Below are 14,724 nucleotides of genomic sequence, written 5' to 3' on the forward strand. Positions count from 1 at the left end.
TGTTTTATGCCACTTTTTTAGTATGGGCTTTCCCTGATATTACGGGCGAATTTTGCTCAAAACCCTGACGAAAAACAGGCTATCGTCAGTTTTGACGTGTCGAAAGAAAATGCCGCATGACATTTATTATGGGGAGAAACGCGGAGCGCAGGCCAGATAAGGCGGAGCCGCCATCCGGCAATCTGCTCTGCCTGAAGTGGAAATTACCCGGATGGATAGATTCAAGGCCAGGGAACGCGTTGAGACTAACGCCAGGATAGAACAGGCCGCGGCAGGCAGTTCCATACCGCGGCCCGGCTTCAGAGGAGGCTGAAAAGGATTATCGCGGCAAAAATAGCGGCAATAACGAGATATTTCAGCGCGTAATAGAGAGTGCGGTTTTTCTTTTTCAGCCGTTGCCCGGCATCGCGTGCTGCGTGAACGTATTTAAAGATGCGATTAATCGCACCGGTGCGATCGTTCTCGTCGTTTGGCGAACTGGCGGCGGACATCAACGATGCGCCGACCCAGTGGTTTACGCTCTGCGCCCAGCGCCATTTCATTGGACGCTCAATATCGCAAAAGAGGATAATACGCGTCTGCTCAGTTTTATTTTCCGCCCAATGAACGTAGGTTTCGTCGAAGATGACGGCTTCGCCGTCGCGCCAGCTATGGCGCTGTCGATCAACTTCAATAAAACAGCGGTCGTCATTCGGTGTGCTTAATCCAAGATGGTAACGTACTGAACCGGCATAGGGGTCGCGATGTTTTCCCAGATAGGCTCCGGGAGGCAACTCGGCGAACATCGCCGCTTTGATAGAGGGGATGCTGTTGACCAGCTTTGTCGTTATCGGGCATAACGTTTCCGCCGACGGGTGGGCATCGGAATACCATTTAAGGTAAAACCGTTTCCAGCCGCGCTTGAAAAAGGTGTTGAATCCGGCGTCGTTATTGGACTGCGCGGCTTTTATGTGATGCTGAAGCCGTAGCGCCTCTTCACGAATCACCTGCCAGTTTTCCGTCAGCTTCTGCAGCTCTGGAAATGCCGTGGTATCAAAGTACGGCTGCTTTGCCGGTAACGTTGAGAAGCGAGTCATGAACATATTGATCGGCGCCATAAACGTCGAGTGGTCAAAGAGCTGACGGGAAAGTTTTTGTTTTTCCACCCCGCGTGAATGCGCATAAATGACGCTGATAATAAAAATACCGATAATGATTGCTGCGAACATAACGTCACTGTCCTTCTAAGAAAACCTCATCCCGGGATTTTCAGGCAACCCTCCCGGTGATGCCAAAGAGAAAAGTGTAGTTCGTTGACAATAAATTTACATTTCTACAACTTAAAAGGGCCATTTTTGCTAAAGAAGCGAGTCAGCCCGTTTAACCTTTATCCAGGCTTGCCGACAGTAGAATTGAGATGACTCCGCTACTTCACCCGGTGACGGTTGATTACGTTATGCCTTATCTCCCGATGACGGCTGCCAGATCACAATGCTTTCGTAAACCGAAAATGACTTTGCTTGTAACCTTCGCGAAGATAAAAACGGTGTGCATCGCGGCGTTTAATATTTGTGGAAAGCTCCGTTAGCTCGGCGCCCGCCTGACGTGCTTCTTCTTCTGCCCAGGCCAGAAGCTGACTGCCAATTTTTTGTCCCCGCATCGGCGGTAATACCACCAGCTCCTGAATTTCGCCAATCCAGTTGGCATGATGGAGATGAAACTGCATATGCAGGCTGATCATGCCGACTACCTCTCCGTTGCGCAGCGCTAAACGATAATGAACGTTGGGGGCCAGTAAATTAGCGGCAAATCCATCCCTGAAAGCCTGATAATCAAGCTCATTTTTAAGTAACTCACAGATAAGCGCGTAAACAGAATCGGTATCCTCTGTTGTCGCGTGGCGTAATTCACAGACTGGCATAATGTCCTCCCGACGCTTCATCAGGATCAACCATCTTTCGACAGACTGTAGCAAACTACCGTCATTATTTATTCTATGGCAGTTAAACGGCGGATAACGTGCAGCCAAAGATCACTCTGATGGCAAGGGGGAGGGCGAGCCTCCCGGGGAGTTAGGTGGCAGGCTGATGTTTAACCACGTTAATCATCCACGGCACACCGAAACGATCGCTGACCTTGCCGAAACCCTGCGCCCAGAAAGTCTCCTGCCAGTCCATTTCGATTTGCCCTTGTGCGGCAAGGTTATCAAACCAGCGCTTCCCTTCTGCTACATCCTGGGTATCAAGCACCAGCGTAAAGCCGGAATAATGCGCCGTTCCCGACGGGCTGGCATCACTCATCATGATATCGCTGCCGGCAATGCGCATGTTGGCGTGGGCGATAGCAGTATCGGGAAAGCGCATTCCTGACGGGCAGCCCTCTTCGTTATCCGCCGCCGAGGGGGGCATTTCACCGAAGCTGAGTTTATAAAGCAGTTCTGCGCCTAACGTTTGTTGATAATACGCGATGGCGTCGGCACAGTTGCCGGCAAAAGAGAGATAGGGACTTAACGGCATGATGGTTACCTCAGGTAAGAGATGCTCGTTAAGTGTAGTTCGAAATTGGCACAATATTGTCGGTGGAAGGGCCGCTCAGGCCCGGTAAGCAAGGCGCTACCGGGCAATGACACGGTAAATCAGTTCTTTTTCACGAACTCGGATTTCAGTTTCATCGGGCCAAAACCATCGATTTTGCAGTCGATGTTATGGTCGCCTTCAACCAGACGAATGTTCTTCACTTTGGTGCCGATTTTCAGCATGGAAGAGCTGCCTTTTACTTTCAGATCTTTCACGATGGTGACGCTATCGCCGTCCGCCAGCAGGTTGCCGTTGGCGTCTTTGACAATCAGTTCATCGCTCTCCTGAGCGGGTTCCGCATCGTTCCATTCGTGAGCGCATTCCGGGCAGATGAACATGCTGTTATCTTCGTAGGTATATTCGGAGTTACATTGCGGGCAGTGGGGTAATGACATGTTGGTATCCTCAAAAAGTCAGCAGGGGCAAACGCGCCCAAAAATGGCAGATCGCCGAAAAAGGCCGCAATTATACACAAAATCCTTAGCGTTGTCGGGACTATTGCCGCTTTTATAAAAGGGTCTGCGCCACGCCAGTCAGCAATGGTTTACACTCGAATAACCGCTTTTTTACTGTCACCACAGCGCATTAGGGCGTCCTTATTTACACCTTTTGACCGAATTGACATATATGTGTGAAGTTGATCACATATTTAAACCCTGTTAGGGTAAAAAGGTCATTAACTGCCCATTCAGGCGTCAACAGGTTCGGTTGTACAGTCCGTAACCGGACAGTGTAAGTAAACCTGCTACGCTTGTATGAGGGATAGCGTTCGCGCCCCTCCCTCCGCTCGACGGCGACGCTGGCGCGGTATGCCAGTGCCCGCCGTATATAGCGCTACAGGGCTTAGCCTATGAGGACAGCTATGCTGAAAAGGAAAAAAATAAAACCGATTACACTGGGCGATGTGACCATCATTGATGATGGTAAACTTCGCAAAGCAATTACCGCCGCCTCGCTGGGCAACGCGATGGAGTGGTTTGATTTTGGTGTTTATGGATTTGTTGCCTACGCGTTGGGTAAAGTCTTTTTCCCCGGCGCCGATCCCAGCGTCCAGATGATTGCCGCGCTGGCCACGTTTTCCGTTCCCTTCCTGATTCGTCCGCTCGGCGGGTTATTCTTTGGTATGCTCGGCGATAAATACGGGCGCCAGAAGATCCTGGCGATCACGATTGTGATTATGTCGATCAGTACCTTCTGTATCGGGTTAATCCCCTCTTACGCGACGATCGGTATCTGGGCGCCAATACTGTTGTTGCTGTGTAAAATGGCGCAGGGCTTCTCGGTTGGCGGGGAATATACCGGCGCGTCGATCTTTGTCGCGGAATATTCGCCGGATCGTAAACGCGGATTTATGGGAAGCTGGCTGGATTTTGGTTCCATCGCCGGGTTCGTGCTGGGCGCGGGCGTGGTGGTCTTGATCTCGACGATTGTCGGCGAGGAGAATTTCCTTGAGTGGGGCTGGCGTATTCCGTTCTTTATCGCCCTGCCATTGGGGATTATTGGTCTCTACTTACGCCATGCGCTGGAGGAGACGCCAGCGTTTCAGCAGCACGTGGATAAACTGGAGCAGGGCGACCGCGAAGGGTTGCAGGATGGGCCGAAAGTCTCCTTTAAAGAGATTGCCACCAAACACTGGCGTAGCCTGTTGTCATGTATCGGTCTGGTGATTGCCACCAACGTGACCTACTACATGCTGCTCACCTACATGCCGAGCTACCTGTCGCATAACCTGCACTATTCTGAAGATCACGGCGTGTTGATTATCATCGCCATTATGATCGGGATGCTGTTTGTGCAGCCGGTGATGGGGCTGCTGAGCGACCGTTTCGGTCGTCGTCCGTTTGTGATTATGGGCAGCATTGCGCTGTTCGCGCTGGCGATCCCGGCCTTCATCCTGATTAACAGTAACGTTATTGGCCTGATTTTTGCCGGTTTGTTGATGCTGGCGGTGATTCTGAACTGCTTTACCGGGGTGATGGCCTCGACGTTGCCGGCGATGTTTCCGACGCATATTCGTTACAGCGCGCTGGCGGCGGCTTTTAATATCTCTGTATTGATTGCCGGTCTGACGCCAACGCTGGCGGCCTGGCTGGTGGAAAGCTCGCAGGATCTGATGATGCCGGCGTATTATTTGATGGTCATCGCGGTGATAGGCTTGGTTACCGGTATTTCCATGAAAGAGACGGCCAATCGTCCGCTAAAAGGCGCAACGCCAGCGGCGTCGGACATCCAGGAAGCGAAGGAAATTCTGGGTGAGCATTACGATAATATTGAGCAGAAAATCGACGACATCGATCAGGAAATTGCGGAGCTGCAGATCAAACGTTCGCGTCTGGTACAGCAACATCCGCGTATCGATGAATAAATTTCGCGCTTAAGGTTCGCTTAATCTCTCGCGGGCATACTCTCCTCCATACCTTTGGAGGAGAGCGTCATGAAAAGCTATATTTATAAAAGTTTGACGACCCTGTGTAGTGTGCTGATTGTCAGCAGTTTTATCTATGTGTGGGTCACGACGTATTAAACGCCTGTTATGCCTTTTTCAACAGCACCCAGGCACGGGTGCCTGTTCTTTCCGTACGGTTTTGCAGGAAAAACTGTCCCTGATGTAGCTGGGTGATGCGGCTGACGATACTCAGCCCCAGGCCAATTCCGCCATAACGGCTGTCCATCCGCACGAACGCTTCGCTTAGCTTCCCGCATTTGCTTTCATCAATACCCGGCCCCTCGTCTTCGACCGCCATAATAGCGTCGGGGTCGGCGCTAATGTGGATAGTGATATAGGTTCCTTCAGGGCTATAGCGATGCGCGTTTTCCACCAGATTTCGCAACAGCATACGCAGTAATGTCGCGTCACCGCGCACCACCACGTCCGCCGCGCTTTCCGGCAGCAACAGAGTTTGCTGGCGCGTTTCCAGCATGGTGTTCAGCTCATCGTAGGAGGGGAGGATCACATCTTCCAGCAGTTTTACTTCCTGATAATTCCCGGAAGAGAATGACTGGCCCACGCGCGCCAGTTGCAGAAGCTGGGAGACGCTATCCATCATCTGGTCAAGACGGGCGATAAGCGGCGCGACATCAACATTGTGGGTTTTTGACAATAATTCCAGGTGCAAACGTACCCCCGACAGCGGCGTGCGTAGCTCATGGGCCACATCGGCGGTAAAAAGGCGTTCATTGTCGAGCGTGGTGGTCAAACGCGTAACCAGTTGATTGATCGCCGAGACGACGGACTCAATCTCAAGCGTGGAGCTGTGAATGGCGATCGGCGCCAGATTATCCGCCGTCCGCGCTTCCAGCTCTTTTTGCAGTTCGGCGAGCGGACGGGTAATACGCCGTACCGCCTGGTAACAAATTAGCAGCGTCAGGCTAACCATAAATACGCCGGGGACGATCAGGCTGGCGACCGCCTCGCGAATTTCGTGCATGATATGGCGATCGTTATTGCGATTATCCCGCAGCGCCTGCTCGAACAATTGGATTTGCTCAGTGCTTTCATGCCATAACCAGAAGGTACTGATTAACTGGAACACCAGCAGAATAAGACCAATTGTCAGCATTAAACGCTGGCGAAGGGTCATCGCTCTTCGCTGAAAACGCATCAGGCTCACTTAGCTTTCCTCAGTGGCAACCAGCATGTAGCCAAACCCGCGAACCGTGCGAATGCGCGACTTGCCGACTTTGTCGCGCAAATTATGTATATGCACTTCCAGAGTGTTGGTCGAGGGTTCGTTATCCCAGTTGTAGATATCGTTATAAAGAATTTCCCGGTGCACCGGACTGCCTGCCTTGAGCATCAACCGTGAGAGCAACGCGTACTCCTTAGGCGTCAGCGTCAGCTCCTGTCCATCCCTCCATGCCTGATGGCGGCCTATATTGAGCGTCAGATTGCCAACCGTCAGTTCACTTTCACCCTGATTATTATGGCGGCGCAGCAGCGCGCGGATGCGAGCGTGCAACTCCTCCAGGGCGAAGGGTTTAACCAGATAATCATCTGCGCCGACATCCAGCCCGGTAATGCGATCGTTGAGCGTATCGCGGGCGGTCAGAATGAGTACCGGCAGGGTGTATTTTTTCTGTCGGATTCGCGTCAGGAAATGCAGGCCATCCTCATCGGGCAGCCCTAAATCCAGCACCATCAGACTGTAATGACCAGACTCCAGACTATGCTCGGCGGCACGCGCTGTCGAAACGCCATCACACGCATAGCCTTCGGTTTGCGCGGCGAGTATTAACCCCTGTAATAATAGCGTGTCGTCTTCAACAATCAGTATCTTCATTCGCTTAGTCTCCTGCACGGTTGCAGAATATCATCTGCGGCCTGGTAATACGTCGTTTGTACGCCGGTTAATCCCAGCATGGTTGAGAAAAGATTGTCCTGTGAATAATCCAGCGTGCTCGCCCGTTTTTGCAGGCAGGCCTGATCCACCTGATAACGCTGTTGATAATCTTTAGAAAGCCAAATGAGCATCGGGACATGTTTTTGCGTATCCGGCGCAATGGAATACGGCAAACCGTGTAAATAAACGCCATTTTCACCCAATGATTCGCCGTGATCGGAAAGATAGACCAGGCTGGTGGTGAATTTATCCTGATGAGATTTCAGCAGGTTAATAGCTTTATCTACAATATAGTCCACGTACAGCACGGTATTATCATAGGTGTTGATCAACTGCTGTTGGGAACAGTTCTGAATTTCGTTAGTGTCACAGGTTGGGGTAAATTTTTTAAACTGCGGTGGATAACGGTTGTAATAGGTTGGGCCGTGGCTGCCGATGGTATGTAATACAATAACGCCATCGCCTTTCAAATGGTCGATATAGTCTTCCAGACCGTGAAATAACACTTCATCGTAGCACTCGCCGTTGATACATTGTCCGGGCAGGTTTAGCTCGGTGACATTTTGATGCGGAACGCGATCGCATGCGCCTTTACAGCCGCCGTCATTATCATTCCACAGTACGTTAATCCCCGCGCGCTGGATAATATCCAGCAGCCCTTCCTGGTGATGCGCCAGCTCTTCGTCATAATGTTTGCGCGGCATATCAGAAAACATGCAGGGAACGGAGATCGCGGTCGCCGTACCGCAAGAGGTGGTATGCGGGAAGTAGATCACATCGTCTTTCGCCAGCCGCGGATTGGTGTCGCGCGGATAGCCGCCAAGAGAGAAATCATCGCCGCGCGAGGTTTCGCCAACGATGAGAATCGTCAGGTTTTTGCGATCGCCTTTCAGCATTAATGGATTGCGATGGGCATCCTCGCCAATGCGTACCAGCGGCAAATTCGCCAGCCGTTGATGCGAATACCATGACCAACTGGCAACAATACTGTTCGATGGGCTTAACGCTTTGATCAACTGTTTATTATTTCGAAATAGCGAGGCGTAATCTTTATAGAAAAAGGCGGCGACCAGAATAACTAATAAAATAGAGATCAGGACGCTGGCCAGGCGGTAAAGCCCGCTACGTAAGCGCGGCGTTGCCGGGCGGATTTTGACCCAGAAGGCAATCACGGCTGCCAGAACGCCGCTTAATCCCAGAGTCAGCACCATTTGCGGCGTCATCAGCGCAAAGGTTTCCGCGGGCGTGGTATCCATCATATTGGCGATCATGGAGCGATCGATGATGATGCCGTAAGTCAAAATAAAATACTGCGCGGCAGCGCCGACCAGAATAAAAACGCAGGCCAGCAGTCGGTTTAGCCAAATAAATGAGGCCAGCGTCAGCACACTATTGACCACGCTAAACGCGACGACCGGCATGGAAATAAACACCAGCACATTGCGCAGCGAGTTTAACGGTAGGTCTTGTAGTACCTGCTTGTAGAACGCAATGTTCAGGCAGACGGCAATATAAAAGGAAAAAAGCAGAAGCCAGGCGATTTGCCCAAGAACAGGTCTTTTAAGAAAGCGCTTTAACATGTTGATGCGTCCATCGATTCGGTGACGCTAATCGTGACAAAGTAAAATTAAGTGAACCTTAAGAACTTAATGTTGGAGGCGGCCGGATAACCTGCGCTATCCGGCCTGTTGCGATAACATTAACTACACGTGGTCAATCCTGTTTAACCGGCGCATCCAGCGGATACGGGTTTTTGTGAATGCGGTTGTAGTTCAACGCATACAGCGCGGTGATCACCATCAACGTGACGAACGACCACATCACTTCTTTGGCGCCGGAACCGATGACCGCCCAGATGCAATACACAAACGCGACGAAGGTGATCAGCAGATACAGCGGGCGCGCTTTACCAAAGTGACCGTGGCCCAACAGCAACAGCGCGGCACAGGTGTAAAGATAAGGCACCAGGGTGAAGATAACCGACACGGAGGAGACCAGACCAAACTCTTTCGCGGCGTTCGGCGACATACTGCTGAACTGGAAGATAGTCATCAGCACGCCGACGATAAGCAACCCAGCCACTGGCGTACCGGCTTTATTAACCCGCGCGAAGATCGGCGGGAAGAGACCATCGTCCGCCGCCGCTTTTGCGGTTTGACCGGCAAGCAGCGTCCAGCCGCCGAGAGAGCCCAGGCAACCCGCTGCCGCACAGAAGGAAACAATAGCCCCTGCGGTATCGCCCAGCGCCATACGCGCCGCGTCACCGAAAGGCGATGCCGACACACGCAGCGCCGCGTTGGGGATCATCCCCATAATCGCCGTTGTGGAGAGCACATAGCAGACGGCGGCGATCAGTACCCCGCCGATGGTGGCGATAGGCACGTTGCGTTTCGGGTTTTTGACCACACCGGCCGCAACGGAGGCGCTTTCTACCCCGATGAATGACCACAGCGTAACGTTCAACGTGCTTTGAATCGCCCCGAAGGTATTCATGCCGCTCACGTTCCAGGCCGCCATATAGGTTTCGCCTTTAAACCAGAACCAGCCGAAGACCGCAATCCCTACGATAGGCACCAGCGCCAGTACGGTGGCGACGGCCTGTACGCGGGTAATCATTTTCGGCCCGACGATGTTCAGCAGAACAAAAATCCACAGCACCGCGACGCAGGTAAGCGTTAATACCAGCGGATCTTTCAGAATCGGGAAGAAATAGCTCAGATAGCCGACGCCGATAACGACCATCGCGATATTACCGATCCAGCATGCCAGCCAGTACAGCACGTTCGTTTGATAGCCCAAAAACGGCCCGAAGCAGCGGCGTGCGTAGGCATAGGAACCGCCGGGACTGGGATCTAAGGACGACATTTTGGCATAAACCATCGACAGCGCCAGGGCGCCGATGATAGTGACCAGCCATCCGTAGATTGCAATCCCGCCAGTGGCCGCCAGGTTGGCAGGGAGTAAGAATACCCCTGAACCCATAATATTCCCCGATACCATTAAGGTGACGGGGATTAGGCCCACTTTGTGAGCATCAGCATCCGAAGACATAATTTGGACTCCTGAAAAGGTGACTTCGTTACGATAAATTACGTCGTATCATACCCCCTCAGAATGCCGCTGAATTATGTCGGAGACGGGTTATCGCCAATGCTGTTATTATCGTGTCTTATCGTTGAGTGTAGAAAAATTAGGCAGCCGATCGTTCCCGATGTTGGCTAACATAATGCAGGGGGGTCATACCATAAAACTCTTTAAACACGGAAATAAAGTACGATGTGCTGTTATACCCACACAGCTGTGAGACTTGAGAGATATTCTTTCCGTCCATTAATAATTGGTTTACGGCATAACGCATTCGGCAGGTCGTGATTATTTGGCTATAACTGGTATTCTCGTTTTTGAGCTTTTTCTTTAACAAGCTTGGACTCAGGCACAGGCAACTGGCAACGGCGCTCAGATTCCAGTCTTTATGAATATCGCTCTGAATGATGTGGTAAACGCTGTCACTGATGCGGCTGCGCAGCATGTGCATTAACAAAGAAATAAATTTTTTGTGGTCAAGAAAGCGGGATAAAACGGTGAAAAGGAGCGCACGGGTACGTTCACTAACAATTTCATCCGGTGCTTCCATCGCGCTGTAGCGGGCGGCGACCCTGAAGATATCCGGCGTCAGACAGTTGGCGGTCAATAAGGGATCGGCGTTGCCAGACGGGAAGGTGTGAGAGATCTTTATTCAGGAATTGTAAATAGTCTTTAATATTATTGCGACTCACTTGTATTACTAGCACGCTATTTAATGATGAAATGTCAATAACGTTATTTTCACAAGCCAGAATGGCCATATAATTCGCTTTTAAACTGATTGGCTCCTTACCATTTACTCGTAACCATGTATCTTTTTCGGTTAATAACACTATGCAAGGCTCGTTGCTGCAAATCCTCATACCCGAACTCCTGGAATATGAACATAAAAGACCGGATCTCGCCAAACGGGAGAGATAACGGGGACTGAGTCAATTGTGTGATGAATTGAAACTGCACTAAAATAACTTTCCTGAATAATATTACAATATTTGTACGATGAATTAGGGTGTACAAAAAGTTGTACGCGAGTGGCAACTTGTCATTTTTGTATAAAAAAAGCGCGGGATGGGGCCCGCGCAAAAAGGTATGACAGTATTATTGTTTTGCAGCAATACTCAGGGAATACATGCCATCCTCAAAAAAAAGACTCTTTGTGATTAGGCTTTCACGCACATAACGTGATATACGCCATCAATAATTTCCGTGCCTTCGGTTTCATGCTCAAAGCCAGGGAAGTGATGATCCCAGGATTGCAGTGAGCGTAAGTAACCCACCTGCGGACTGTTTTCATCGCCAAAGTTTTCGCCGGAGAGCAGCATCGGGATGCCTGGCGGGTAAGGAATAACGGAGTTCGCCGCAATGCGACCCGGTAGATTTTCAATCGCCACCATTTCAATATTGTTGTTCACAATCGCGTTGTAGGCGTCGCGCGGGGTAATCTCCGCAACCGGCAGGGTGGAATAGGCGGCGTTGAGACGGGCGCCCGGGTTATTTTCACGTAGCCAGGCAAACATTTTATCGCCCAGGTCATGAATACCCATGTTCGCGTAAGTGTCAGGATAATCCTGCACCAGTTCCGGCATCACCTGCGCCAGCGGCGTATTCGCGTCGTAATGATGTTTGAAGGAGCACAGCGTGTTGATCAGCGTTCCCCATTTCCCGCGAGTTACCCCCATAGAGAACAGGAACATAATCTGAAAGTCGGTGGTGCGGGTCGGCACGATACCGTGGCGGCCAAGCCATGCTGTGACCAGCGCAGCAGGTACGCCGGATGCTTCCAGTTCGCCATCGTCGCCCATACCCGGCGCCAGGATACTGACTTTAATCGGGTCCAGCATACTCCAGTTATCCGGCAGGTCTTTAAAGCCGTGCCAGGTTTCCCCGGGGCGCATGACCCAGCAGTTCTGGTCGGTTGCCAGCAGTTTTGCCGGCGCGTCAGCGAAGTCATATGTTTTACCGGTTTGTGGATCGGTGACGACGTCTTTATTCCACGGTTTAAAGAACCAGTCGCCTTCATCGGTAAACTCTTTATAAAGACGCGCCATCGCCTGACGGAAATCAACCGCTTCGTCAATCACCTCTTGAGTCAGGGACAGACCGCTGTTACCGTCCATCATCGATACCGCCACATCGTTGGATGCGCAGATGGCATATAACGGAGAGGTGGTGGCATGCATCATATATGCCTGGTTGAAGCGGGAGAAATTCACCGCGCCACGGCCTTCACGGACGTGAATGTAGGAAGCTTGTGAAAGCGCATTCAGTAGTTTGTGCGTGGAGTGGGTGGCAAACACGGTCGGACCGTTATGGTCGCCTGGCTCGCCGCGCATCGCGTAGTGATCGCAATAAATCGGGTTGAAGCGCGCATAGCCGTACCATGCTTCGTCGAAGTGAATGCGATCGCTGGTTTTTGCCAGCAGATCCTGCGCCTCTTTGGCGTTATAGCATACGCCGTCATAGGTACAGTTGGTCACCACGCTGTAAGACGGTTTCTGTCCGGATTTGGTTTTGGTCAGCGGGCTGGCGCTGATTTTTTTCTGCAAGGTTTCAGGCTGCATTTCCTGCGGGTAGATTGGCCCGATAATGCCGTAACGGTTACGGCTTGGCACCATATATACCGGTTTGGCCCCAGTGAGGATCAGCCCCTGCTCGATGGATTTATGGCAGTTACGATCCAGTACAACGACATCATTATCCGTCATACAGGCCTGCATAATAGTACGGTTAGAACCGGAGGTCCCGACAACCACGGACCAGGAGCGGTCAGCACCGAATACGCGGGCGGCGTTTTTCTCGCTTTCGCCAAACGCGCCGGTATGGTCGAGGAGTGAACCGAGCGTGGTACGCTCAATCCCCATATCGCTGCGGAACAGGTTTTCGCCATAATAATCGTGATAAAAGCGACCGGCAGGCGTTTTAGTGAAACCGACGCCGCCCTGGTGTCCCGGCGCCGCCCATGAATATTCATGAATGTCGCTGTATTTCATCAACGCGTTAAACAGCGGCGGTAACAGTTGCTGGCGATACCGGGTCATGGCGGCAACGGCGCGTCCGGCGATAAAGTCAGCGGTGTCTTCCAGAATCCAGGCGAATTCATCGACAAGCTCCAGCAGGTCGCGGTCCAGCGATGCCGTCGCTTTTTCCCTGTCGCCTAACAGGAAAACGGGCACGTTTTGCTGACGCTCGTGAAGCTTACCGATCAATTGCCTGACGCTCAGGTGCTCATCCGGTTGTTCCATTTGGTAGCTAAACATCAGACAGTCAATGGCTTCGTTCGCGGACAAGATGGCATAGCCGTCATCGAAGGATGTCGATTTAATGACGGTAACATTTTGTTGGCTCAAGGCATCCGCCAGACGCTCAACCGCGTTGCCAACCCAGGTGTCCTGATGCAGAAACTCACTTTCAACAATTAATACTTTCATCATCTTTTACCCGGTTGTGGAGGCCGTGCAATTTACGCCTTGCCGACCCGCCGTATGAATGTGACGTGGGCAAGTATTACCCCGTCAAATAGGGGGTGTAAAGTGATGGAATAATGGTCAATTATTGATATTATTTTTTAATAAACAATGGGTTAATTATTGATGTCGAGCGATTTCACCCGCGGTTTATCGACAGGTGAATTATTTTTTTGGCTGATAGTGGTATCCGGCTTTAGCCGGGCATCGTCTGGCGTCGTTGCTGACTTAGCTTGCGGTATTGTTGCGGCGACATACCGACAAATTTGCTAAAAGTACTGTAAAAACGGCTGCTGGATCGGAACCCGGCAGTCAGAGCGACATCGAGGATCGTTTTGTCAGTATCGCTCAATAAGGCACGTACGTGATTGATGCGCATCGCCGTGATGTACTGCTTCATCGTCAATTGCATAACCCGCTGGAATATTCCCATCGCGTAATTAGCATTGAGTTTGACATGCTCCGCGACGTCGTTAATGGTTAGCGCCTGATCGTAGTTATCGGCAATAAATCCCAGCATCTGGCTTACGTAAAACTGCGCATGGCGTGAGACGCTATTCTTGTGGGTGCGTGATGTTTTATTGAGCAAAATGGGCTGCCAGCCGGAAAGGCTAAAGCGTTTAAGCATCAGGCCGATTTCATCGATCGCCAACTGGCGAATTTGCTCATTCGGGCTGCTTGTTTCCTGCTGCCAGCGCAACACTTCAAAGGTGCTAAGCTGCTGGGTCGCCAGTGATTTAACCACCATCCCGTGCGTGACGTGGTTGATAAGATCGCGATCCAGCGGCCAGGAGAGAAACAGGTGCATCGGCAAACTGAAAATCGCCATCTGGCGGCAGTTGCCGGGGCGGGTAAGCTGGTGTGGCGTACAGGCCCAAAACAGGGTGATATGCCCCTGCTTTATCTGCACGACTTCATTGTTGATTAAATACTCCACATCGCCGTCAAATGGAACATTCACTTCTACTTGTCCATGCCAGTGACTGCTGGCCATTCTGTGCGGCGGCCTCAGTTCAACGTCCAGTCGTTGATATTCGGAATAGAGCGACAGCGGGCTACGGGTTTGCTTTTCATCGCCGTTGCACATGTGCGGGTCGGGCGGGAGGAGGGATATTGCTTGCGTACTCATCGTCACTCCATTTCCTGAATTATCAGAATTATGCCCCTTTAGCCGGGAGGAAACCGGGAATCCGGACACAGAATCCGTCGATATTGTAGAGCGTAGCCTGACTATCAGGCCGAATACTCTGCTTTTTACGCCATTTTGTCCCAAAAACTCAG

Annotated in this window: 12 protein-coding genes and 1 pseudogene; 2 read left to right on the forward strand and 11 right to left on the reverse strand. The window is 51.4% G+C overall.

Annotated elements, in window-relative coordinates:
* Positions 1 to 299: 299 nt before the first annotated feature.
* The 4 genes from lpxO to NA986_RS21440 all read right to left on the reverse strand — a co-directional run bounded on the left by lpxO (position 300) and on the right by NA986_RS21440 (position 2,950).
* The gene (gene lpxO, locus NA986_RS21425) at positions 300 to 1,208 is read right to left on the reverse strand and encodes a lipid A hydroxylase LpxO (RefSeq protein WP_000457035.1); all 909 of its coding nucleotides are present in this window, start codon (positions 1,206 to 1,208) and stop codon (positions 300 to 302) included.
* A 257-nt stretch (positions 1,209 to 1,465) separates the two neighbouring features.
* Positions 1,466 to 1,900, reverse strand: a complete 435-nt coding sequence (phnO, locus tag NA986_RS21430; protein WP_198889122.1) for an aminoalkylphosphonate N-acetyltransferase — start codon at positions 1,898 to 1,900, stop codon at positions 1,466 to 1,468.
* A 151-nt stretch (positions 1,901 to 2,051) separates the two neighbouring features.
* Positions 2,052 to 2,495, reverse strand: a complete 444-nt coding sequence (gene yjdN, locus NA986_RS21435) for a VOC family metalloprotein YjdN (protein ID WP_001131305.1) — start codon at positions 2,493 to 2,495, stop codon at positions 2,052 to 2,054.
* 119 nt (positions 2,496 to 2,614) lie between these two features.
* Positions 2,615 to 2,950 (reverse strand): zinc ribbon domain-containing protein YjdM, encoded by a 336-nt coding sequence (locus NA986_RS21440; protein WP_198889121.1) that lies wholly within the window; start codon positions 2,948 to 2,950, stop codon positions 2,615 to 2,617.
* Positions 2,951 to 3,417: 467 nt separating this feature from the next.
* Here NA986_RS21440 and proP point away from each other — a divergent pair, with 467 nt between their 5' ends.
* Positions 3,418 to 4,920: a glycine betaine/L-proline transporter ProP gene (gene proP / locus NA986_RS21445; RefSeq protein WP_070793929.1), complete on the forward strand. Its 1,503-nt coding sequence runs from the start codon at positions 3,418 to 3,420 to the stop codon at positions 4,918 to 4,920.
* 69 nt (positions 4,921 to 4,989) lie between these two features.
* Positions 4,990 to 5,079 carry an LpxT activity modulator PmrR gene (gene pmrR / locus NA986_RS21450; protein ID WP_000844399.1) on the forward strand — a complete coding sequence of 30 codons (90 nt, stop codon included), beginning with the start codon at positions 4,990 to 4,992 and terminating at the stop codon, positions 5,077 to 5,079.
* Between the two features lie 7 nt (positions 5,080 to 5,086).
* Here pmrR and pmrB read toward each other — a convergent pair whose 3' ends face one another.
* The 7 genes and pseudogenes from pmrB to melR all read right to left on the reverse strand — a co-directional run bounded on the left by pmrB (position 5,087) and on the right by melR (position 14,572).
* Positions 5,087 to 6,157: a two-component system sensor histidine kinase PmrB gene (gene pmrB / locus NA986_RS21455; protein WP_077951097.1), complete on the reverse strand. Its 1,071-nt coding sequence runs from the start codon at positions 6,155 to 6,157 to the stop codon at positions 5,087 to 5,089.
* Positions 6,158 to 6,166: 9 nt separating this feature from the next.
* On the reverse strand, positions 6,167 to 6,835 hold the full coding sequence (pmrA, locus tag NA986_RS21460; RefSeq protein WP_000697899.1) for a two-component system response regulator PmrA: 669 nt from the start codon (positions 6,833 to 6,835) through the stop codon (positions 6,167 to 6,169).
* Positions 6,832 to 8,475, reverse strand: coding sequence for a phosphoethanolamine transferase EptA (eptA, locus tag NA986_RS21465; RefSeq protein ID WP_023215918.1), 1,644 nt, complete (start codon positions 8,473 to 8,475; stop codon positions 6,832 to 6,834). The genes pmrA and eptA overlap by 4 nt, the downstream gene beginning before the upstream one ends.
* A gap of 133 nt (positions 8,476 to 8,608) precedes the next feature.
* Positions 8,609 to 9,946: an arginine/agmatine antiporter gene (gene adiC / locus NA986_RS21470; RefSeq protein WP_000093130.1), complete on the reverse strand. Its 1,338-nt coding sequence runs from the start codon at positions 9,944 to 9,946 to the stop codon at positions 8,609 to 8,611.
* Between the two features lie 139 nt (positions 9,947 to 10,085).
* Positions 10,086 to 10,842 (reverse strand): annotated as a pseudogene (locus NA986_RS21475) (AraC family transcriptional regulator).
* Positions 10,843 to 11,139: 297 nt separating this feature from the next.
* Entirely contained in the window at positions 11,140 to 13,407 is a 2,268-nt protein-coding gene (gene adiA / locus NA986_RS21480) for an arginine decarboxylase (protein WP_089082250.1), read from the reverse strand.
* A 232-nt stretch (positions 13,408 to 13,639) separates the two neighbouring features.
* Positions 13,640 to 14,572, reverse strand: coding sequence for a transcriptional regulator MelR (gene melR, locus NA986_RS21485; RefSeq protein WP_000106992.1), 933 nt, complete (start codon positions 14,570 to 14,572; stop codon positions 13,640 to 13,642).
* Between the last annotated feature and the right edge of the window lie 152 nt (positions 14,573 to 14,724).

Origin of the sequence: Salmonella sp. NW177 (genome assembly GCF_051811585.1) — a bacterium.
Taxonomy (GTDB): Bacteria; Pseudomonadota; Gammaproteobacteria; order Enterobacterales; family Enterobacteriaceae; genus Salmonella; species Salmonella enterica.

Coding starts and splice junctions, on each gene's coding strand:
- adiC (WP_000093130.1), bottom strand. CDS start 9,946: ATGTCTTCGGATGCTGATGCTCACAAAGTGGGCCTAATCCCCGTCACC.
- lpxO (WP_000457035.1), bottom strand. CDS start 1,208: ATGTTCGCAGCAATCATTATCGGTATTTTTATTATCAGCGTCATTTAT.
- adiA (WP_089082250.1), bottom strand. CDS start 13,407: ATGAAAGTATTAATTGTTGAAAGTGAGTTTCTGCATCAGGACACCTGG.
- pmrB (WP_077951097.1), bottom strand. CDS start 6,157: ATGCGTTTTCAGCGAAGAGCGATGACCCTTCGCCAGCGTTTAATGCTG.
- melR (WP_000106992.1), bottom strand. CDS start 14,572: ATGAGTACGCAAGCAATATCCCTCCTCCCGCCCGACCCGCACATGTGC.
- eptA (WP_023215918.1), bottom strand. CDS start 8,475: ATGTTAAAGCGCTTTCTTAAAAGACCTGTTCTTGGGCAAATCGCCTGG.
- NA986_RS21440 (WP_198889121.1), bottom strand. CDS start 2,950: ATGTCATTACCCCACTGCCCGCAATGTAACTCCGAATATACCTACGAA.
- yjdN (WP_001131305.1), bottom strand. CDS start 2,495: ATGCCGTTAAGTCCCTATCTCTCTTTTGCCGGCAACTGTGCCGACGCC.
- proP (WP_070793929.1), top strand. CDS start 3,418: ATGCTGAAAAGGAAAAAAATAAAACCGATTACACTGGGCGATGTGACC.
- phnO (WP_198889122.1), bottom strand. CDS start 1,900: ATGCCAGTCTGTGAATTACGCCACGCGACAACAGAGGATACCGATTCT.
- pmrA (WP_000697899.1), bottom strand. CDS start 6,835: ATGAAGATACTGATTGTTGAAGACGACACGCTATTATTACAGGGGTTA.
- pmrR (WP_000844399.1), top strand. CDS start 4,990: ATGAAAAGCTATATTTATAAAAGTTTGACGACCCTGTGTAGTGTGCTG.